Below are 20,049 nucleotides of genomic sequence, written 5' to 3' on the forward strand. Positions count from 1 at the left end.
ATAGACCGGGGCCTCGCCCCGGCTTTCTCCCTTCTGTCCCGCTCATCTATACTGATTGCAACGCTTTAGCACCCGCCGAAACGCACTGGGAGCCCCGGCATGATTCACTCTCTGTTATCCATTCCCTGCGTCACGCTGCAGGGCGAGCAAAAAACGCTGGGCGATTTCCCGGCGCGCGCTTACCTGGTGGTCAACACCGCCAGCAAGTGCGGCTTCACCCCGCAATACCGCGGGCTGGAAAATTTGTGGCGATACTATCGCGAGCGCGGCCTGATGGTGCTCGGCTTCCCCTGCAACCAGTTTGGTTCTCAGGAGCCGGGCAGTCCGCTGGAGATCGCCAATTTTTGCAGCCTCAACTACGGCGTCAGTTTCCCGCTGTTCAGCAAGATCGACGTTAACGGCCCCGGCGCCCACCCGCTGTTCAATGAGCTGAAACGCCTGGCGCCCGGCATTCTCGGCAGCCGCCGCATCAAATGGAACTTCACCAAATTCCTGCTCACCGCCGACGGCCAGCGCGTGACGCGCTTTGCGCCGATCACCAAGCCCGAACGCCTGTTTGACCGCATCGAAACCCTGCTGAAATAACGCCCCTTTTTTACGGGCCGAGTGCGCTCGGCCCGCCGCCGGATGTCCGTTCGACAAAAAGGTTCCATCGGTAAGAAAATTTTCCTTGATGTAACCTTTCCTTCACATGATAATGATTCTCAGTTTGATATTAATTACCATTTAATAACCTGTTTTATAAGCACAATGATGATGGATACTGCCAACACGCCAACCCCCGCCGCCGCGGCCCCGACCGAGCACAGCGCAAACGCGCCGCCCAGCTACGACAGCGCACAGCTGCTCGGCGCCGACGGCATCGCGTTCATTACCCATCAGGGCCAGCGCTATCAGCTGCGGCAGACCAAAGCCGGGAAATTGATCCTGACCAAATAACCACAGAACCCTCAAACGCCAGCCACCCCGATCGTTTGATCCAGGCAGCCAGCAAATCTATTGATATGTTTTATTACATACGGAGAGTTGCACCATGCCTCTGACATTTTCCACCCGGCTGCGTTTTTCCGCGTTGAGTCTGGCGATTGCCTGCGCTCTGCCTACGGTGGCCTTGGCACAAAACACCAGCACAACAACTTCTTCCAACGCGGCAGCGGCCAAAAACGCCGACGAGACCATGACCGTGGTCGCCACCGGCAACCAACGCAGCAGCTTTGAAGCGCCGATGATGGTCACGGTCATCGAAGGCAACTCGCCGGAAAGTCAAACTGCAGGCACCGCCGCCGATATGCTGCGGCGCGTGCCGGGCATTACCGTCACGGGTTCCGGGCGCAGCAATGGGCAGGATCTCATGATGCGCGGTTACGACCGACGTGGCGTGCTGACGTTAGTTGACGGCATCCGCCAGGGGACCGATACCGGCCATATTAACGGCACTTTTTTGGATCCTGCGTTAGTGAAACGCATTGAAATCGTGCGCGGCCCCTCCGCGTTGCTGTACGGCAGCGGCGCGTTGGGTGGCGTAGTGTCTTATGAGACCGTCGATGCCGCCGATCTGCTGCTGCCGGGCCAGGATAGTGGGTTCCGCGTCTACGGCACCGCCGGCACCGGCGACCACAGCCTGGGCATGGGCGCCAGCGCCTACGGCAAGACCGATAACCTCGACGGCCTGCTGTCGTTCGGCACCCGCGACGTCGGCGATCTTCGTCAGGGCAACGGCTTCGATGCGCCTAACGACGAAACCATCAGCAACGTGCTGGCTAAAGGCACCTGGAAGATCGACAATAGCCAGTCGCTAAGCGGCAACCTGCGCTACTACAACAACAGCGCCCAGGAGCCGAAAAACCCGCAAACACCAGCCAGCTCCAGTGGAAACTTAATGACCGATCGTTCGACGATTCAACGCGACGCGGCATTGAGTTACAAACTGAAGCCGATCGGCCAGGATTGGCTGGATGCGGAAGCGAAAGTGTATTATTCAGACGTGAAAATTAACGCTCACGCCAATGGCAGCGAGGATGAAGCGCGTAAACAAACCACGAAAGGCGTCAAACTCGAAAACCGCACGCGCCTGTTTGCGGATACTTTCGCTTCACATCTGCTGACCTACGGCACCGAGGCCTACAAACAGGAGCAAACGCCGGGCGGCGCTACCGAAAGTTTCCCGCACGCAAAAATCAATTTCGCTTCAGGCTGGCTGCAGGACGAAATCACGCTGCGCGATCTGCCCGTCACCCTGCTCGCCGGCACCCGCTATGACAATTACAAGGGCTCAAGCGACGGCTATGCCGATGTGGATGCGAACAAATGGTCCTCACGCGGCGCAGTCAGCATTACGCCTACCGACTGGCTGATGCTGTTCGGCTCCTATTCTCAGGCGTTCCGCGCGCCAACGATGGGTGAGATGTACAACGACTCCAAGCACTTCTCAATTCCAATGGGGCCAACCACCATCACCAACTATTGGGTGCCTAACCCGAATTTGAAGCCGGAAACCAACGAGACCCAAGAGTACGGGTTTGGTCTGCGTTTCGATGATTTGATGCTGGCCGATGATAGCCTGCAGTTCAAAGCCAGCTATTTCGATACCAAAGCCAAGGACTACATCACCACCGATGTCACGATGGAACTGGGACGCGGTCCGCGCGGCCCTTACTGCATCAGTTGCACCACCTTCTCGACCAATGTCGATCGCGCCAAAATCTGGGGATGGGACGCTACGCTCAGCTATAAAACCCCCTGGTTCGGCTGGGATTTGGCTTACAACCGCACCCGTGGCAAAAATGAAGCGACCGGTGACTGGTTAAGCAGCATCAATCCGGACACCGTCACCAGCTCGCTGGACGTGCCGCTGGGCGAAACCGGTCTGTCTGCCGGCTGGGTCGCCACCTTCGCCGAACGCGCGACGCGCGTGGAGACAGGCACGGCCGAACAAGCCGGTTATGGCGTCAACGACTTCTATCTGAGCTACAAGGGCCGCGACCGTCTGCAGGGCATGACCACCACCGTGGTGTTGGGCAACGCCTTCGACAAAGAATATTACTCGCCGCAGGGCATCCCGCAGGATGGCCGCAACGCCAAACTGCTGGTCAGCTACCAGTGGTAATCATTTGACTATCTGGCGGACAACCCGATTGTCCGCCGTTCGCATTACAGCGCAGGAGAATCCGGCATGAGCAACACCCTATACGAACGCTACCAACAGGCTAAAATCGATCACCCCGGCAAATACGCCCGCGATCTGGCGGCGATCCTTGGCGTCAGCGAAGCGGAGCTGACGCACGCCCGCGTCGGTCACGACGCCCGCCGCCTGCAGGCCGACGCGCGCACCCTGCTGACCGAGCTTGAGCAAGTGGGCGTCACCAAATCCATCACCCGCAACAGCTATGCGGTGCATGAGCAGATGGGCCGCTACCGCAACCAGCACCTTAACGGCCACGCCGGGCTGATCCTCAACCCGCGCGAGCTGGATCTGCGTCTGTTCCTCAACCACTGGACCAGCGTTTTCGCCATGAGCGAAACCAACAAACGCGGCGTGCGCCACAGCATCCAGTTCTTCGACCAACAGGGCGATGCGCTGCACAAGGTCTACACCACCGAGGAAACCGATCTGCCGGCCTGGATGGCACTGGTGGAGCGCCATCTGAGCGAAGAAAACCCGGCGCTGGCCCTGCAGCCCGCCGAGGCGAGCACCTCGGATGAAACGACGCAGGATCATGCCAAAATCGACGCTGAATGGCGCGCGATGACCGACGTTCACCAGTTCTTCCAGCTGCTGAGCCGCAATAAACTCACGCGCCAGCAGGCCTTCCGCGCCGTCGGCGACGATCTGGCCTATCAGGTGGACAACAGCGCGCTGTCGCAGCTGCTGGAAGCGGCGCAGCAGCAGCAAAACGAGATCATGATATTCGTCGGCAACCGCGGCTGCGTGCAGATTTTCACCGGCCAGATCGAACGTTTGATGCCGCAGGAAGGTTGGATCAACGTGTTCAATCGCCGCTTCACGCTGCATCTGATTGAAGGCGCCATCGCCGAAAGCTGGATCACCCGCAAACCGACCAAGGACGGCATCGTCACCAGCCTGGAGCTGTTCGCCGCCGACGGCACGCAGATTGCGCAGCTGTATGGCCAGCGTACCGAAGGTCAGCCGGAACAAACCCAGTGGCGCGAGCAGGTTGCCGCGCTCGCCGCCAAGGACATCGCCGCATGAAATCTTCCTTAATCCGCCGCCTGGCGCTGATGATGACGCTGGCGCTGCCGCTCACCGCCGCGGCGGCACAGCGCATCGTCTCGATCGGCGGCGACGTGACGGAAATCGCCTTTGCGCTCGGCGCCGGCGACGACGTGATCGCCCGCGATAGCACCAGCCTGCACCCGGAAGCGGTGAAAAAGCTGCCGGACGTCGGCTATATGCGCCAGCTGAACGCCGAAGGCATTCTGGCGCTGAAGCCGACGCTGGTGCTGACGACCGAGCTGGCACAGCCGGCGCTGGTGCTCAAACAGCTGGCGGACAGCGGCGTCAAAGTGGTCAGCGTGCCGGGTGACACCACCCTGCAGGCGGTGCCGCAGAAGATCGCCGCGATCGCCGCCGCGTTGCAACGCGTTGAGCAAGGCAAACAGCTGAGCGAGCGCTATCAACAACAGCTGGCGGCGGTCGACACCTCTCCGCTGCCGGTGAAGGTGTTGTTTGTCATGAGCCACGGCGGCATTACACCGATGGCGGCCGGGCAACACACCGCCGCCGACGCGGTGATCGCCGCCGCCGGCCTGAAAAACGCCATGCAGGGCTTTGACCGCTACCGCCCGCTGTCGCAGGAAGGTGTCATCGCCAGCGCGCCGGATCTGTTGCTGGTCACCACCGACGGCGTGCGCACCCTCGGCGGCGAACAGCAGCTGTGGACGCTGCCGGGCCTGGCGCTGACGCCGGCGGGCAAGCAGCGGCGCGTGCTGATCGTCGATGACATGGCGCTGTTAGGCTTCGGCCTGGAAACGCCGGCGGCGCTGGCCAAGCTGCGCCACGCGGCGGAGCAAAAGTAATGCGCTGCCGCACCTCGCCTCAGCTGGCCATCATCGGTCTGCTGGTGCTGCTGACGCTGCTGGCGCTGGTCGCCGCTAATCTCGGCGCGCTGACGCTGTCGTTTCGCACCCTGTGGCGCGAACCTTTCAGCGACGCCGCCTGGCACATCTGGCTGAACATCCGCCTGCCGCGCGTGCTGCTGGCGGTGGTGATCGGCTGCGCGCTGGCGGTGTCCGGCGCCGTGATGCAGGGGCTGTTCCGCAACCCGCTGGCGGATCCTAGCCTGCTGGGCATCAGCAGCGGCGGCGCGCTGTTTGTCGCGCTGTTCATCGTGATGCCGCTGGCGTTGCCGGTGACGATCGCGTTGTATGGCCACATGCTGGCGGCGTTCCTCGGCAGCCTGCTGGTATCGCTGTTGATCTACGGCATCAGCCGCAGCGGGCACGGCAATCTGTCGCGGCTGCTGCTGGCGGGCATCGCGATCAACGCCCTGTGCATGGCGGCCATCGGCGTGCTCTCCTACGTCAGCAGCGATCAACAGCTGCGCCAGTTCTCGCTGTGGATGATGGGCAGCCTCAGCCAGTCGCAGTGGCCGACGCTGGCCGTTTCCGCCTCGCTGATTTTGCCTACGGCGCTGCTGACGCTGCTGCAGGCGCGCCGGCTGAACCTGTTGCAGCTGGGGGATGAAGAGGCCCACTACCTCGGGGTGAACGTCCAGCGCGCCAAGCTGCAGCTGCTGTTGCTGAGCGCCCTGCTGATCGGCGCGGCGGTGGCGATGAGCGGCGTGATCGGCTTCGTCGGTCTGGTGGTGCCCCATCTGGTTCGCATGCGCCTCGGCGGCGATCACCGTTGGCTGCTGCCCTGCTCCGCGCTGGGCGGCGCCTGCCTGTTGCTGGTCAGCGATACGCTGGCGCGCACGCTGGTGGCGCCGGCCGAAATGCCGGTGGGGTTGATGACCAGCCTGATCGGCGGTCCTTACTTCTTGTGGCTGGTGATGCGCCAGCGGGAGCGAACCGGTGGATAACGCCGCCAACCTCACGGCCCGGGAGCTGCGCTACAGCCTCGGTACGCGCCGCCTGATCAACGACGTTTCGCTCAGCCTCGCCGGCGGTGAAATGGTGGCGATTATCGGCCCTAACGGCGCCGGAAAATCGACGCTGCTGCGCTTGCTGACCGGCTATCTGACGCCGGACTGCGGCGAATGCCGGCTGCTTGGCCGCCCGCTGGAACACTGGGCGCCGCAACAGTTGGCCAAAGTCCGGGCCGTGATGCGCCAGTACAGCGATCTGGCATTTCCCTTCAGCGTGGAAGAAGTGGTCAGCATGGGGCGGGCACCGCACGGCAAACGCGACGAGCACCAGGCGATCCAGCAGGTAATGGCGCAAACCGACTGCCTGGCGCTGGCGCAGCGCGACTACCGCCAGCTGTCCGGCGGTGAACAGCAGCGGGTGCAACTGGCGCGGGTGTTGGCGCAGCTGTGGCAGCCGCAGCCGTCCCCCACCTGGCTGTTTCTCGACGAGCCGACCTCGGCGCTGGATCTGTACCACCAGCAGCACACCCTGCGCCTGCTGCGCTCGCTCACGCGCCAACAGCCGTTGGGCGTCTGCTGCGTGCTGCACGATCTTAATCTGGCAGCGCTGTATGCCGATCGGATCCTGCTGTTGCATCAGGGGCGCCTGGTGGCGAGCGGCACGCCGCAGGAGGTGCTGCAGACGGAGATCCTCACCCGCTGGTATCAGGCCGATCTCAGCGTGGTGCATCATCCCGAAGTGCCGCTGCCGCAGGTCTACCTGCGTCAATAACGTCAAGGGCGCCATTAGGCGCCCTTTTTCATCTCAGCTGGAGCAGGAAATCTCCAGATGCTTGCCCCAGTCCGGCGGCAGCGCGGCGAGATCGTCATACTCCGGCGCATCGTCGAACGGCCTCAGCAGAGCCTGATGCAACCGCTGCAAACGGCCGACGTCGTCTTTCTCCGCATCCTCAATCGCCTGCTGGGCCAGGTAGTTGCGCAGGATCAGCCGCGGGTTCACCGCCTTCATCGCCCGTTGCCGCTCCGCATCGCTGACCTGCTCCTGCTGCAGACGCTGACGATATTGCTGATACCAGGCGTCGAAGGCCGTGCGGTCGATAAACTCATCGCGCAGCGGCGACTGCGCCTGTTGCTGTTCGGTTTCGCTCAACAGGCGGAACGTGCGGGAATAGTCCCGCCCTTCCTGGGCCATCAGGCTCAACAGGCCGGTCAGCACGTCGTTATCCTGCGCCGTCGGCGTGAAGAAGCCCAGTTTGGCGCGCATCTGTTCGCCATAGGCGCGCATCAACGCCGGTTCATACGCCGCCAACGCTTGCTGCAGCTGTTCGGCGGTCATCAGCCCCGACAAGGTTTGCGCCAGACGATGCAGGTTCCATAGCGCCACCGCCGGCTGATTATCAAAGGCATAACGCCCTTGATGGTCGGAGTGGTTACAGATATAGCCGGGCTGGTAGTCATCGAGGAAGCCGTAAGGGCCGTAATCGATGGTGATGCCGAGAATCGACATGTTGTCGGTGTTCATCACGCCGTGGGCGAATCCGACGGTTTGCCAATGGGCGATCAGGCGCGCCGTGCGTTCGACCACGTCGGTAAACCACAACAGGTAACGATCGGCCTGATCCTGCAACTGCGGCCAGTGACGGGCGATGACGAAATCCGCCAGTTGCCGCACCTGCTCCGGCTGTTTGCGGTAGTAAAAGTGTTCGAAGTGACCGAAGCGCACATGGCTTTCCGCCACCCGCAGCAGCATCGCGCCGCGTTCCGGCTGCTCGCGGTATACCGGTTGTTGACTGGTGACAATAGTTAACGCACGCGTGGTGGGGATCCCCAGATGGTGCAACGCCTCAGAGGCCAGAAACTCGCGGACAACCGAACGCAGCACCGCGCGGCCATCCCCCATGCGTGAATATGGCGTCAGCCCGGCGCCCTTCAGGTGCCAGTCGCGGTGACTGCCGTCCGCCATGACCTGTTCGCCCAACAAAATGCCGCGGCCATCGCCCAGTTGCCCGGCCCACACGCCGAACTGGTGGCCACTGTACACCTGCGCCAGCGGCTGCATGCCCGGCAGCAGCGTTTCTCCCGCCCAAATCGGGGTTTTATCCTGAGTAAACCAGCTTTCATCCAGCCCCAGCTCGCGCGCCAGCGGCTCGCTATGGTACAGCAGGCGCGTATCCTTGAGCGGCGTCGGGTTCAGGGCGGTGTAAAAACCGGGTAGTTGTTGGTAGTAAGCGTTATCGAACTGCGGCATAGGCCCTCCGTTTCAGCGTAGTGTAGAGCCTGAACGGGAGGATTAACACCGAAGGAATGCAGGGAGAACGCATCCGCCTGTCGCCAGAACGGATGCGGGAGGTTTCGCGTGAGGAAACGCGCTGAACGTCGGCTGACAAACGCGGTTATCAGCAAAAACGTGGGGGAATAACGGCGACTGAATCACGCTAAACATCACCCCGTCGCTTATTTACCTCATTGTGTGTAGTTTTTTTGTATCACTTCTTAATTATTGAACTCGCTGGGCATCGTCAGCAAAGCTTGCAGATTATCCACACCAACGCTGGGCCATAAAAAACCTTGCAGGCCTAAAACACCGGCGTATCTGAGTTTATTAAAGTACTCTTTTTTCTCTATTCCTCCGACGATCACGCCTTTACACAACAGGTTGATATTCTTTAACAACGAGTCGATGACCACGTCATACCCCTGATGGGTAAACAGCTGCCAGTAAAAACGTTTGTCTATCTTTACGTAGTCAAACAAACCATCGTACAACGCGGTCAACGTGGCCTTACCGGAACCGAAATCATCGAGCCACAGCGTAAACATTTCGCTTAATCGCCGCACGCTCGGGTTGTTCTTACCGGCCGAAAGATTCGGAAAACTCTCACTCATTTCAAATGCAATAAAAGGATATTGCCCGATCCTTTGGCACAACGCCGAATCGGAAAGAATAAGCTCAACGATGGTTTCTTCGATATTGATGGTCAACTGTACGTTGTTATCGGTAAACCAAGCCGCATGCTGCTCCGCAAGTTTCAGTTGCTCATTAAATAACTCAATCCTTTGTTCAGGCGCCAATAAATTAATCCCAATTTCGGCCGGCATGGCTAAATCACCGTCGGGACTGTTGAAACGGCTCAACATTTCCACCGCCAACAGCCCGCCCTCCATTGAGTAAACAGGTTGAAAAACATAGCTACTAATAAAGTCAGCTTCGAGTTGGATGTTCATTTTAATGCCACAGGATGAATGGCTAGCGTATCATCGTATATCAATACATTTTATCGATCAATCCCTCTGGGATTAATCGGAAATATCAATGTAAATACCCATGAAATATCATTTAATTGATAGATTAAAGCTATACGACAATCGTAAAAGGCGCAAAGAAAAGCAGCCGGACTTATGCCAAGGTAGCCGCCAAACGCGTTATGCGAAAAGGTATTTGACTTAAGTTGAATGGATTTATGACTAAATTTGACTTATCTCCTTTGTTTTATTTAAGAAAAATCCTAAATAAAGTAAAATAATCTTTCCTTCTTAACGCCAATTTTCCCTGCCGTTAACGACGACTGATTAAATTTAATAACGCATCAATTCCGCCCGTTATTCGCGGCATTGAAAACGTAAAAAAATGCCCACCTTGATTTTCAGAAAATCTGCGCTACCACCATGCAAAACGTCGATTTCAGCGATAAAAAAAGGGATGAGCACGCTCATCCCTTCATCATCAGGCCTGCGCTAGCGGATCGTTTCGCTCAGCCATTGCCGCAGCTCGGTTAATTCGGCCGCCTGCTGAGGATAGTCCGCCATCAGCCGGTCACAGCAAGCGGCAACGGACTCGCTTCGATACGCGCAGCCTACCAGCATCTCCGCCAACCGCTGCAGCGGGGCGGGATTCAGGCTGTCGGTGAATACCTGCGCGCGAACAATCGCCCCCTTCTCCACATCGAAGAACAGGTCTACGCCGCCCCAGACAAAACGCTCGTTGAGCAAGTGGCTGAACGCCGGCGCCTTGCCAAAATTCCATTCCCAACTGCTCTGTTTGGCGAACTGCGCGGCAAAATCGGGCAGATCGGGGAATACATCCGGCGAAATGATCTCCGGCTCGGCCGTTTCGCCATAGTGGGCGAAGAAGGCCTGCACGATAGCGTCGCATACCTGCTCATGGCTGATGCCCGGCAAAAACTCCGCCAGGTTGGCGACGCGCGAACGCACCGAAGTGATACCCTTGGCCTGCAGCTTTTTGGGATCCGGGTTCAGGTAGTCCGCCAGCCGTTCCAGATCGGCATTCAGCAGCAGCGTGCCATGGTGGAAACCGCGATCCTGAGTTTCTCGATAGGCCGAGCCGGATATTTTGCGTGGCCCGTCGGCGGTTTCCATCACCAGATCGTTGCGCCCCGACGCGCCGGCTGTGACGCCCAACTGCCGCAGCGCTTGCAGAATGATGTCGGTCGAGACGCTCTTGTCGTAGCCCGGTTTGCCGGCCATAAAGGTGAAGCAGGTATTGCCCAGATCGTGAAATACCGCCCCGCCGCCGCTGCTGCGCCGCGCCAACCGAATGCCGTCCTGCTCCATACGCCGGGTATTGCACTCTTTCCAGGGGTTCTGCGACTGGCCAATCACCACCGTTTCGGCATTGCGCCACAGGAAGAGAATTTTTTGCGTGGTCATTTCGCGGAAGATGCACTCTTCCACCGCCAGGTTGAACCAGGGGTCGTAGGAGTCGGAGATCAGTAAACGCAGGCTGTTCATGGCAGGCACCGTTCAAAACACGAGATGCCGCCATGATACACCAAATCAACGGGTTAAGGCTAAATGCGTCGCGCCTGCCAGTACACCCGCTTCCAGTAGACGTTATCGAGCGAGGAGCGGATCACCCCGCGGCTGGTCGACGCATGGATAAATTGGTCGTTGGTATCGTAAATGCCGACGTGCAGGCCGTTCTCACCGCCGCCGGTTTTGAAAAACACCAGATCGCCCGGCATCAGCTCATCGCGTGAAACCTTGGTGCCCAGTGAGGTTTGTTCTTCGGTCGAACGCGGCAGTTGCATGTCGAAGCGATCGCGGAACGTGCGGTAAACAAACCCGGAGCAATCCACGCCGCCGCGATCCAGGCCGCCGTAACGGTATGGCGTGCCGTACCACTGGCGCAGTTGTTCATTGAGCTGGGCTACCACCACGATAGAATCCGCCAGGCGGCCGCTGGGCGGCGGCGCATGGCTGCTACACCCGGCGAGGATTAAACTGGCTAATAAAAACCACACACGCATCCGCATAATATCCCTTCATTGAACACGTTGCCGCATTATGCCATTCGGTACACCACTACACTGCCTGCGAGGCAAAGCCGGCACCACGTAAGGAGAGCGCTATTTCGCGTTAATTTATCTCCCGCACGGGGAAAAAGGCAAGCGCCATGAGGGAGATAATAGCAGGATCGCCGGTTTTGGCCCTATTGCGGCGATTTGGTCTCGGATTTGCTGTTAATCAGCCAGACGCCGAACAGAATAAACAGCGTGCCCAACGTTTTCAGCAGCGTAGCGGATTCGTTAAACCACGGCAGGATCACCGCCGCCAGGTAAACCAACGCATAGCTGACGCTCAGCAGAGGATAAGCGCGGTTTAACGGCAGATGGCGCAGCGCAAAGAACCAACACAGCATCGACAGCGCATAACCGAAGATGCCACCGCCCACCGCCAGCAGCGGCAGCCAGTAGTCGCCGATCAGCGCCAACGAGACGTCGGCGAACGACATCAGCGGGATTTGCACCATGCCCCACTTCATCAGCAACTGCGCCAGCGTCACCAGCAACACGCTGGCGGCGCCCCAGGCATAGCCCCTCATGAATGCACGCTCATCAGCAGGATCCCCAGCATAATCGACGCCACGCCGCACCAGTGGCGAACGGTTGTCGGCTCATGAAACAGCCAGCGCGCCGCCAGCGTCACCATTACGAAGTTCAGGCTGAGCATCGGGTAAGCCAGGCTGAGCGGCAGGCGTTGCAACACATTGAGCCACACCGCCATGCCCAGCCCCAACAGCAACACCGCCAGCGCCAACCAGCGCAGCGTCTGTTTCAGCCGCGCCTCGTCTGCCCGTTCCCAGCAGTGCGCCGCCTGTTTCTGGCACAGCTGCCCACCACAGGTGAGCAGGCTGACCACTATCACCAACAAAAAACCGATCATGGTTGCTGTTTATACCACATCAGCACCAAGCGGTTCATACGATCCACCTTGTCTGCGGCCGGCAGCTCCTGCGGCAGCGCTTCATCACGGGACAGCTGCAACACCAGCGACACATTTCCCTGCTTGCGCGCCTGCGCCAGCCACTGCGGGAAGTCGGCATCGCTGATCAGGTGCCCCTTGGCGTCCGGATACTCCAGACCATAGGCCACCTCGCCTTTCTGGCTGTACATCAGCACGTCGCTGCGCTTCAGTTCCCAGGCCAGGCCGGCCGCCAATCCGACGCTGTCGCTCAACACATAGCGGCTGTCGCTCAGTTCGGCCATCGTGGCGCGGGCGAAGTTTTGCGGCAGTTTGGAATCGGTCACCTGTTGCGGAATGGCGTAACCGATCACCAGGCACAGCAGCACCGGGCAAGCCGCCGCCCAGCGCCATTGGCGGCCGTTATCGCGCGCAGAAACCAGTGCGAACAGCAGCCAGCCGCCGAAGGCGATCAGGCCGAGCACCACTTTCGGCCACTCCTGGGGAGTAAACAGATGCGCTTTCGGCAGCAGACCGGAGCTCAACACCACCAGCGCCACGATGCCAATCAGCCCGAACAGGCCGTTCAACCAGGCGTTGGCCTTGAACAGCCTGGCGCGCAGCGTGGCGGCATAGTCTTCCGCATAGGCGGTCATCAGCAGCGCCAGCGGCGCCATGCACGGCAGAATGTAGGTCGGCAGCTTGCCTTTGGCGATGCTGAAGAAGATCAGCGGCATCAGCGCCCAGCTCAGCAGGAAGAACAGCTCCGGACGCTGTACGCGCTCGCGCCAACCTTTGAGCAGCGCGCCGGGCAGCAGCGCCAGCCAAGGCAGCACCGCCGCCAGCAGAACCGGCAGGTAATACCAGAACGGCGCCTTGTGCTGGGCGTTATCTTCGGCGAAGCGCTGAATGTGCTCGACCCAGAAGAAGTAATTCCAGAAATCGGGCTCACGTTGCGCGATCGCCAGCGCCCACGGCAGGCTGAGCAACGTGGCGGTAACGATCGCCACCGGGCCGTAGCACAGCAGATCCTTGATGCGACGTTGCTGAATGACAATCGGGATCACCGCGATCACCGGCACCGCCAGCGCCAGGAAGCCCTTGGTCATAAAGCCCATGCCGCAGGCCAGGCCCAGCAAGGCGTAAGCGCCCAGCTTGCCCTTGACCGAGGAAGCCTTCAGCGTCAGGTAATAGCTGACCATCGCCGCCGCCAGCCACAGCGAAATCATCGGATCCAACACGCTGTAAGTGCCGATGCTGAACACCAGCACCATCGACAGGAACATCAGCGCCGCCAGGCTGGCGCGCCGCGCATTGCGCCACATCAGCATCGCCAGCGCGAACACCAGCAGCGCGGTCATGCCGGTGCTGAACACCGAGCCGAAGCGCACCGCAAAGTTGTTTTCGCCGAACAGCCATTGGCTGATGTTATTGAACCAGTAACCCGCTACCGGCTTCTCGAAATAGCGCAGCCCCAGCAGATGCGGCACCACCCAATCGCCGCGCTGCAGCATTTCACGGCTGATCTCGGCATAACGCGTCTCGTCCGGCTGCCACAGCAGGCGGCCATTAAGCGGGATCAGGTAAACCAGAGCAAAAAAAACGGCCAGCAGAATGGCCCAGGATCCTTTTAGCGCCTTCATGTAACGTCCTTCACATCGGTTTGACAGCCCAGCCAACCTTCGCGGCCGGGGAAAGGAGCGCGCTTGATGCGGCCCAACGGCAGTGACGCCAAATCTTGCGGTAACAGCGCGCTCAGCGGACAGAATTCGATGCCCTGCCGCTGTGCGCGTTGCAATAACTGTTCGAACATCGCCGTCTGCGACATGCCTTCCACTTCGGTGTGAATGGTGTACACCGGTACGCCGCGATCGTTCTCGATGGCGCGCAGAATATAGTCGTTGAAGTCGGCCATACTGACTTCGCTGCCAATCACTTCATCGAAGGTCGGCAACGTCACCGGGATCTGCACCGTACCGTGACGCCCGTCGCTCAGCACCGGACGAAACGGATGGGTGCCGCGGCAATCGCTGTTGTAATGGAAGCCGAAGCGCTGCTTGACCTCCAGCACGCGCGTATCGGCGCGCCAGCCCGCCACGGCGGAGCATTTCACCGGCTGGCCGGTGCAGGCGCTCAGGGCGTCGACGCCCAATTGCACCTGCTCGGTCAATTGCGCCTCGCTCCACTTGCCGACCTTGGCCTGCCAGCCCTGGTGATCCCAGGCGTGCAGCCCGACTTCATGGCCGGCTTCGGCGGTGCGCTTCATCAGCGGCCCCAACGCGCGCGAAATATTGCGCCCCGGCCAGGCGGTGCCGGCCAGCAGAATATCCAGGCCGTACAGCGAGGCGGCGTTCGAACGCAGCATTTTCCACAGAAATTTCGGACGCAAAAGGCGCCAAAGATGGCGCCCCATGTTGTCCGGTCCCACGCTGAAGAAGAAGCTGGCCTGAATGTCGTACTTTTCGAACAGGTCCAGCAACTGCGGCACCCCTTCACGGGTGCCGCTGAAGGTATCTACATCAACCCGCAGACCGACTTTCTTCATGCACCGTTCCCTTCCTGAACGGTTGTGCGCAGGAAGTAGTCCAGCGTATCGGCGACGGTTTGCTTCATCTCGATGGTCGGCTGCCAACCCAGCAGGCGGTGAGCGTTTTTGATGCTCGGCGTGCGGTGCTCGACGTCCTGGTAACCTTTGCCGTAGTAGCTGCTGCTCTCTACGTCCTTGAAGCCGGCAAACGGCGGGAAGCGATCGCGCAACGGGTGGTTGTTGAAGCTTTCCAGCAGCATTTCCGCCAGCTCGCGAATGCTCGCTTCGTTGGTCGGGTTGCCGATGTTGACGATCTGGCCGTCGCACAGGCCGTCGCGGTTCTCAATGATGCGGAACAGCGCTTCGATGCCGTCGTTGATGTCGGTGAAGCAACGTTTCTGCGCGCCGCCGTCCATCAGTTTGATCGGCGAACCTTCCACCAGGTTGAGGATCAGCTGGGTGATGGCGCGGGAAGAGCCGATGCGCGCAGCGTCCAGGTTATCCAGGCGCGGCCCCATCCAGTTGAACGGACGGAACAGCGTGAACTTCAGGCCTTCTTTGGCGCCGTAAGCCCAGATCACCCGATCCAGCAGCTGTTTAGAGACCGAGTAGATCCAGCGTTGTTTGTTGATTGGCCCGACGATAAGACGCGAATGGTCTTCGTCGAACTCTTTATCGTCGCACATGCCGTACACTTCAGATGTGGACGGGAAGATGATGCGCTTGTTGTATTTCACGCAGTCGCGAACGATCTTCAGGTTCTCTTCGAAGTCCAGCTCGAACACGCGCAGCGGGTTACGGGTGTATTCGATCGGCGTCGCGATCGCCACCAGCGGCAGCACCACGTCGCATTTCTTGATGTGATACTCGATCCACTCGGAGTGGATGCTGATGTCGCCTTCCACAAAGTGGAAACGCGGGTTGTCGAGGAAGCGGCTGATGGCGTCGGAACCGATATCCAGACCGTAGATGTCGTAGCGGTCATCGCGCAGCAGGCGCTCGGTCAGGTGGTTGCCGATGAAGCCGTTGACCCCGAGGATCAGCACGCGGGTGCGGCGTTTCATTACGGCATTCGGCTTGGCGGCCAAACGCACGTCGGTGACGATACCCATTTCCTGCGCCAGGCGGCTGCCCTGCACATACAGACCGCTGTCGTTCTGACCGGCAACGATCTCCAGCGCACCTTCGCCACAGGCGATGACCAGCGGCGAGGTGCTCAGCACGGTGCCCGGCTGTTTATCGTGTTGGGTGTCCAGCACGCGAGAGCGCCAGACGATCAGCTTGCGCTGACCGAGGTGGCTGAAGGCACCCGGGTACGGCTCGGTGACGGCGCGCACCAGGTTGTTGATCTCTTTGGCGGATTTGTGCCACAGGATCTCACCGTCCGCCGGGGTGCGGCGACCGAAGTAGCTGGCCTGAGACTCATCCTGCCGGGTGAAAGTGGCGGTGCCGTTCTTCAGTTTCGGCAGCTGCTCTTTCAACACGATCTGCGCGGCTTCCAGCACTTTTTTGTGCAGCGTCAGCGCGGTGTCGCTGTCGGCAATGGTCACTTTCTGCTGACCGACGATGTCACCGGCGTCCGGGCGTTTCACCATTTTGTGCAGCGTGGCGCCGGTTTCGGTTTCGCCATTCACCAGCGCCCAGTTCACCGGCGCGCGGCCGCGGTAACGCGGCAGCAACGAGCCGTGCAGATTGAAACCGCCCTGCGGCGCCAGCGACAAGATCTCGTCGCTCAGCATGTGGCGGTAATAGAACGAGAAGATCACGTCCGGCTGCAGTGCGCGAATGCGGTCAACCCACAGCGGGTGATTTACGTCTTCCGGCGCATAGACCGGCAGATCCAATTCGGCGCCCAAACGGGCCACAGAGGAGAAGAAGTTGTTCTCACCAGGGTCGTCGGTGTGCGTGAACACGGCCTGCACGTCATAACCCGCCTCAGTCAGCGCTTTCAGACCTGCGCAGCCAATATCATGGTAAGCAAATACAATAGCTTTCATCATTCTTCTTCCTGAGTATTGTGGTCATGCTGTGCACCGACCACTTTCTGAACAAAATAGCGAGGACGCGCACGCACGTCGGTATAGATACGGCCGATGTATTCACCCAACAGCCCCATGCCGACAAACTGGGCGCCGATAAAGGTGAACAGGACGGCGAAAAGGGTGAACACGCCGCCGGCGGCCCATTCAGGGCCGAGCAGCAGACGCAGTGCAATCAGCACCAGCGCCAGCACAAACCCGGACAGCGCCACGATGCTGCCGACCACGCTGAGCAAACGCAGCGGCGTGGTGGTCAGGCAGGTGATCAGGTCATACATCAGGTTGATCAGCTTCATCAGGCTGTACTTGGAGTCGCCAAACTCGCGTTCGGCATGGCGTACGTCGATCTCGGTCGTGCGACGGGCGAAGGTGTTCGCCAGAATCGGGATAAAGGTGCTGCGCTCATGACAGTGCAGCATCGCCTCAACGATATGACGACGGTAGGCGCGCAGCATGCAGCCGTAGTCCCCCATCGACTTGCCGGTGGCGCGTTGAATCATCATGTTGATCACGCGCGAGGCACTTTTGCGGAACCAGGAGTCCTGACGGTTGGCGCGCACGGTGCCCACCACGTCATAGCCCTCTTCCGCCACGCTGACCAAACGAGGGATCTCCTCCGGCGGGTTCTGCAGATCGGCGTCCAGCGTAATCACCAGATCGCCGGTCACCTGGTTGAAACCGGCCATGATCGCCGAGTGCTGGCCGTAGTTGCGGTTCAGCAAAACGGCGATCACGTGGCTGTCCGGCTTTTCCGCCGCCGCGGTCAGCATGTCAGCGGAGTTGTCGCTGCTGCCATCGTCGACGAGGATGATTTCATAAGGTTGAGATAACTGCTTACAGGCGGCAGTAGTACGCTCCAGCAACGCCGGCAGGCTTTCCTGCTCGTTGTATACCGGAATGACTACCGACACTTTTTTAATCGGTTCAACGCGAGACACGTAAAGACTCCACAACAGAAGACAAGGCATTGACCACGCGATCCACGTCGGCGTCGGTCATATCAGGGAATAGCGGTAAGGTGCACAGCCGCGCCGAGTTCCATTCGGTATTCGGCAACGACAGCTGCGGATAGCGCTCACGGTAGAATTTCTGGGTGTGCGCGGCGCGGAAATGCAGCCCGGTGCCGATGCCAACCTCTTTCAGGCGCTCCATCAGCTGGTCGCGATCGATACCGCAACGCGCTGGATCGACGCGCACCATAAACAGGTGCCAGGCGTGGTCATGCGGATAATCCGGCACGCCCAACGGCTGGAACGGCGAGCCTTCCAGCGCGCTCAGGTAGCGCTGCGCCAGCGCCTTACGGCGCGCGTTCAGCTCGGCGAAGCGCGACAGTTGCACCACGGCGATCGCCGCGTGAATGTCGGACAGGTTGTATTTGTACCCCGGCTCCACCACTTCGGCCTGCGGTTTGCGGCCCAGCTGCTGGCGATCGAAGGCATCGACGGCCAGGCCGTGGAACTTCAGGCAACGCAGGCGATCCGCCAGCGCATCGTCGTCGGTGGCGATCAGGCCGCCTTCGGCGCAGGTCACGTTCTTAATCGCGTGGAACGAGAAAATCGCCGTGCCGCGCGCGCCGACCCATTCGCCGTTGTAACGCGTGCCGACCGCATGGGCGGCGTCTTCGATTAACGGCAGACGATGGCGTTCGGCCACGGCGCGCAAAGCGTCCATCTGCAGGGGGGCGCCGGCATAATGCACTGGAACAATCGCTTTGGTTTTCGGGGTGATGGCAGCCTCGACATCGGCGGCGCTGACCATCAAGGTCTCACGGTCAACGTCGATCATTACCGGCGTAGCGCCCAGCAGTTCGATCATGTTGAGGGTGGAAACCCAGGTTTGCGAAGGGGTGATGACTTCGTCGCCGGGCCCGATGCCCAGCGCCATCAGCGTGATGTGCATGCCGGCGGTGGCGGAACTGACGGCGATGGCGTGCTTACAGCCGAAAGTGGAACAGAAGTCATTTTCCAGTTGCTGGTTTTGCGGCCCGGTGGTGATCCAGCCGGAACGCAACACTTTCTCTACCGCGGCGATTTCTTCGTCGCCAATGGCCGGACGAGAGAAAGGCAAAAATTGATCCATAGTTAACCCCAAACGTATCGAACTGCTTTTGATGACACTGTAAATCCCTTTCGTTTAACGAATATTAAACGCCAGAGAAGAATCGTTTCCGTGGATTAACTGCCAATGTAAGGCCGCAAGCTTAACTAAACCTTAAGACGAGACTTGTCATCAGTGGGAGAACTGATAGGAAGGCGCCGTCATCATTAATTTAATTTTATTATGTAAATCAATTTCTTATATTTTTTAATAATTACTTACGTATTTTATTTTTGCCGAATCAAGCGTAGCACGTCATTGGCGTTTTTCAAGAAAACTCACGAGAAAATGAGAGGCAGCACAATAATAGCCGATGATTACCCGGCTATTTATATTCACTACGTTTAGTTTTCGTTTATATTTATACCCCAGGGCGAATTAAGCCGTGCGGGTCATGATCCAACGCTGGTTCCCCACCCATTGCAGGTGGAAATCCACTTCATAGATCTGCGACAACAGTGCGGGCGCCATCACCTCACGGGTGATGCCCTGCGCGACCAACTGCCCAGCGTGCAACAACCAAACCCGATCGGCCTGCTGCAGGGTATGATTCAGATCGTGTGCGCACACCAGCGCGCTGCGCCCACTTTGGCAGAATTCGCGCAGCAGGCGATCCAGCGCGACCTTTTGCGCCACATCCAGGCTATTGGTTGGTTCATCCAGCAACAACAATCGGCTCTGCGGGTTAACGCTGGGCCACACCTGCAGCAATACCGCCGCCAGCCGCACCCGTTGCCATTCTCCACCTGAAAGCTGTGTCAGCATGCGTGACAGTTTATCCACCAGCTTCAACCGCTGGCACAGATAGAGGATGGTGTGTTCCACCTCGGTTTGCGCCGCGCCGGCAGGCCGGTGCAACGCCAAATACTGAAACACCGGCATCAGCGACACCGGCGGCTGTTGCTGGCTGAGATAACCGCGTCGGCGCGCCAGCTCGCTCCCCGGATAATCGGAGAGCGCGCGTCCGTCCAGGCAGACTTCGCCCCGCCCCGGCAGCATGCCCGCCACCCGCGCCAGCAGAGTACTCTTCCCTGCGCCATTTGGGCCGATCAGGTGAACCTGCAACCCGCCGTCAATCTGTGCCGAAAAAGGCGCCAGGCGCCCCGCCACCCCAACCTCAACGAGTTGCAGCATCCGT

Annotated in this window: 19 protein-coding genes; 7 read left to right on the plus strand and 12 right to left on the minus strand. The window is 59.6% G+C overall.

Annotation, left to right across the window (positions count from 1 at the left end):
• Positions 1-99 precede the first annotated feature (99 nt).
• From ACMGF9_RS12890 to ACMGF9_RS12920, 7 genes are all read left to right on the plus strand, one after another.
• Complete coding sequence (locus ACMGF9_RS12890; protein WP_015377714.1) at positions 100-585, plus strand: glutathione peroxidase; 486 nt, start codon at positions 100-102, stop codon at positions 583-585.
• 171 nt (positions 586-756) lie between these two features.
• Positions 757-939 carry a hemin uptake protein HemP gene (gene hemP, locus ACMGF9_RS12895; protein ID WP_016927944.1) on the plus strand — a complete coding sequence of 61 codons (183 nt, stop codon included), beginning with the start codon at positions 757-759 and terminating at the stop codon, positions 937-939.
• Between the two features lie 94 nt (positions 940-1,033).
• The gene (locus tag ACMGF9_RS12900) at positions 1,034-3,106 is read left to right on the plus strand and encodes a TonB-dependent hemoglobin/transferrin/lactoferrin family receptor (protein WP_015377712.1); all 2,073 of its coding nucleotides are present in this window, start codon (positions 1,034-1,036) and stop codon (positions 3,104-3,106) included.
• Positions 3,107-3,172: 66 nt separating this feature from the next.
• Entirely contained in the window at positions 3,173-4,210 is a 1,038-nt protein-coding gene (locus tag ACMGF9_RS12905; RefSeq protein WP_015377711.1) for a hemin-degrading factor, read from the plus strand.
• Complete coding sequence (locus ACMGF9_RS12910; protein WP_015377710.1) at positions 4,207-5,037, plus strand: heme/hemin ABC transporter substrate-binding protein; 831 nt, start codon at positions 4,207-4,209, stop codon at positions 5,035-5,037. Before ACMGF9_RS12905 ends, ACMGF9_RS12910 begins: the two co-directional genes overlap by 4 nt.
• Positions 5,037-6,041: a FecCD family ABC transporter permease gene (locus ACMGF9_RS12915; protein WP_016927948.1), complete on the plus strand. Its 1,005-nt coding sequence runs from the start codon at positions 5,037-5,039 to the stop codon at positions 6,039-6,041. The genes ACMGF9_RS12910 and ACMGF9_RS12915 overlap by 1 nt, the downstream gene beginning before the upstream one ends.
• The gene (locus ACMGF9_RS12920) at positions 6,034-6,819 is read left to right on the plus strand and encodes a heme ABC transporter ATP-binding protein (RefSeq protein ID WP_099982168.1); all 786 of its coding nucleotides are present in this window, start codon (positions 6,034-6,036) and stop codon (positions 6,817-6,819) included. The genes ACMGF9_RS12915 and ACMGF9_RS12920 overlap by 8 nt, the downstream gene beginning before the upstream one ends.
• Positions 6,820-6,852: 33 nt before the next feature.
• Here the strand turns inward: ACMGF9_RS12920 and ACMGF9_RS12925 are convergent, their stop codons facing one another.
• The 12 genes from ACMGF9_RS12925 to btuD all read right to left on the minus strand — a co-directional run bounded on the left by ACMGF9_RS12925 (position 6,853) and on the right by btuD (position 20,045).
• On the minus strand, positions 6,853-8,295 hold the full coding sequence (locus ACMGF9_RS12925) for a protein adenylyltransferase SelO (RefSeq protein ID WP_099982167.1): 1,443 nt from the start codon (positions 8,293-8,295) through the stop codon (positions 6,853-6,855).
• Between the two features lie 245 nt (positions 8,296-8,540).
• A complete protein-coding gene (locus tag ACMGF9_RS12930; RefSeq protein WP_075684728.1) occupies positions 8,541-9,272 on the minus strand; it encodes an EAL domain-containing protein in 732 nt (243 codons plus the stop codon).
• Positions 9,273-9,782: 510 nt separating this feature from the next.
• Complete coding sequence (locus ACMGF9_RS12935; RefSeq protein ID WP_088381525.1) at positions 9,783-10,796, minus strand: lipoate--protein ligase A; 1,014 nt, start codon at positions 10,794-10,796, stop codon at positions 9,783-9,785.
• Positions 10,797-10,855: 59 nt separating this feature from the next.
• Entirely contained in the window at positions 10,856-11,320 is a 465-nt protein-coding gene (locus ACMGF9_RS12940; RefSeq protein ID WP_016927954.1) for an NlpC/P60 family protein, read from the minus strand.
• 176 nt (positions 11,321-11,496) lie between these two features.
• Complete coding sequence (gene arnF / locus ACMGF9_RS12945) at positions 11,497-11,889, minus strand: 4-amino-4-deoxy-L-arabinose-phosphoundecaprenol flippase subunit ArnF (protein WP_044031356.1); 393 nt, start codon at positions 11,887-11,889, stop codon at positions 11,497-11,499.
• Positions 11,886-12,230 carry a 4-amino-4-deoxy-L-arabinose-phosphoundecaprenol flippase subunit ArnE gene (gene arnE / locus ACMGF9_RS12950; RefSeq protein WP_004931404.1) on the minus strand — a complete coding sequence of 115 codons (345 nt, stop codon included), beginning with the start codon at positions 12,228-12,230 and terminating at the stop codon, positions 11,886-11,888. The genes arnF and arnE overlap by 4 nt, the downstream gene beginning before the upstream one ends.
• Positions 12,227-13,891: a lipid IV(A) 4-amino-4-deoxy-L-arabinosyltransferase gene (arnT, locus tag ACMGF9_RS12955; RefSeq protein WP_021505478.1), complete on the minus strand. Its 1,665-nt coding sequence runs from the start codon at positions 13,889-13,891 to the stop codon at positions 12,227-12,229. The genes arnE and arnT overlap by 4 nt, the downstream gene beginning before the upstream one ends.
• Complete coding sequence (gene arnD / locus ACMGF9_RS12960) at positions 13,888-14,793, minus strand: 4-deoxy-4-formamido-L-arabinose-phosphoundecaprenol deformylase (RefSeq protein ID WP_004931406.1); 906 nt, start codon at positions 14,791-14,793, stop codon at positions 13,888-13,890. Before arnD ends, arnT begins: the two co-directional genes overlap by 4 nt.
• The gene (gene arnA / locus ACMGF9_RS12965) at positions 14,790-16,772 is read right to left on the minus strand and encodes a bifunctional UDP-4-amino-4-deoxy-L-arabinose formyltransferase/UDP-glucuronic acid oxidase ArnA (protein WP_031300477.1); all 1,983 of its coding nucleotides are present in this window, start codon (positions 16,770-16,772) and stop codon (positions 14,790-14,792) included. Before arnA ends, arnD begins: the two co-directional genes overlap by 4 nt.
• Entirely contained in the window at positions 16,772-17,752 is a 981-nt protein-coding gene (gene arnC / locus ACMGF9_RS12970; protein WP_015377702.1) for an undecaprenyl-phosphate 4-deoxy-4-formamido-L-arabinose transferase, read from the minus strand. The genes arnA and arnC overlap by 1 nt, the downstream gene beginning before the upstream one ends.
• Entirely contained in the window at positions 17,739-18,893 is a 1,155-nt protein-coding gene (arnB, locus tag ACMGF9_RS12975; RefSeq protein ID WP_021505481.1) for a UDP-4-amino-4-deoxy-L-arabinose aminotransferase, read from the minus strand. Before arnB ends, arnC begins: the two co-directional genes overlap by 14 nt.
• 396 nt (positions 18,894-19,289) lie before the next feature.
• Complete coding sequence (btuD, locus tag ACMGF9_RS12980) at positions 19,290-20,045, minus strand: vitamin B12 ABC transporter ATP-binding protein BtuD (RefSeq protein WP_414160270.1); 756 nt, start codon at positions 20,043-20,045, stop codon at positions 19,290-19,292.
• Positions 20,046-20,049: the final 4 nt, after the last annotated feature.

Source organism: Serratia sp. BNK-23, assembly GCF_047456145.1.
Taxonomy (GTDB): Bacteria; Pseudomonadota; Gammaproteobacteria; order Enterobacterales; family Enterobacteriaceae; genus Serratia; species Serratia nematodiphila.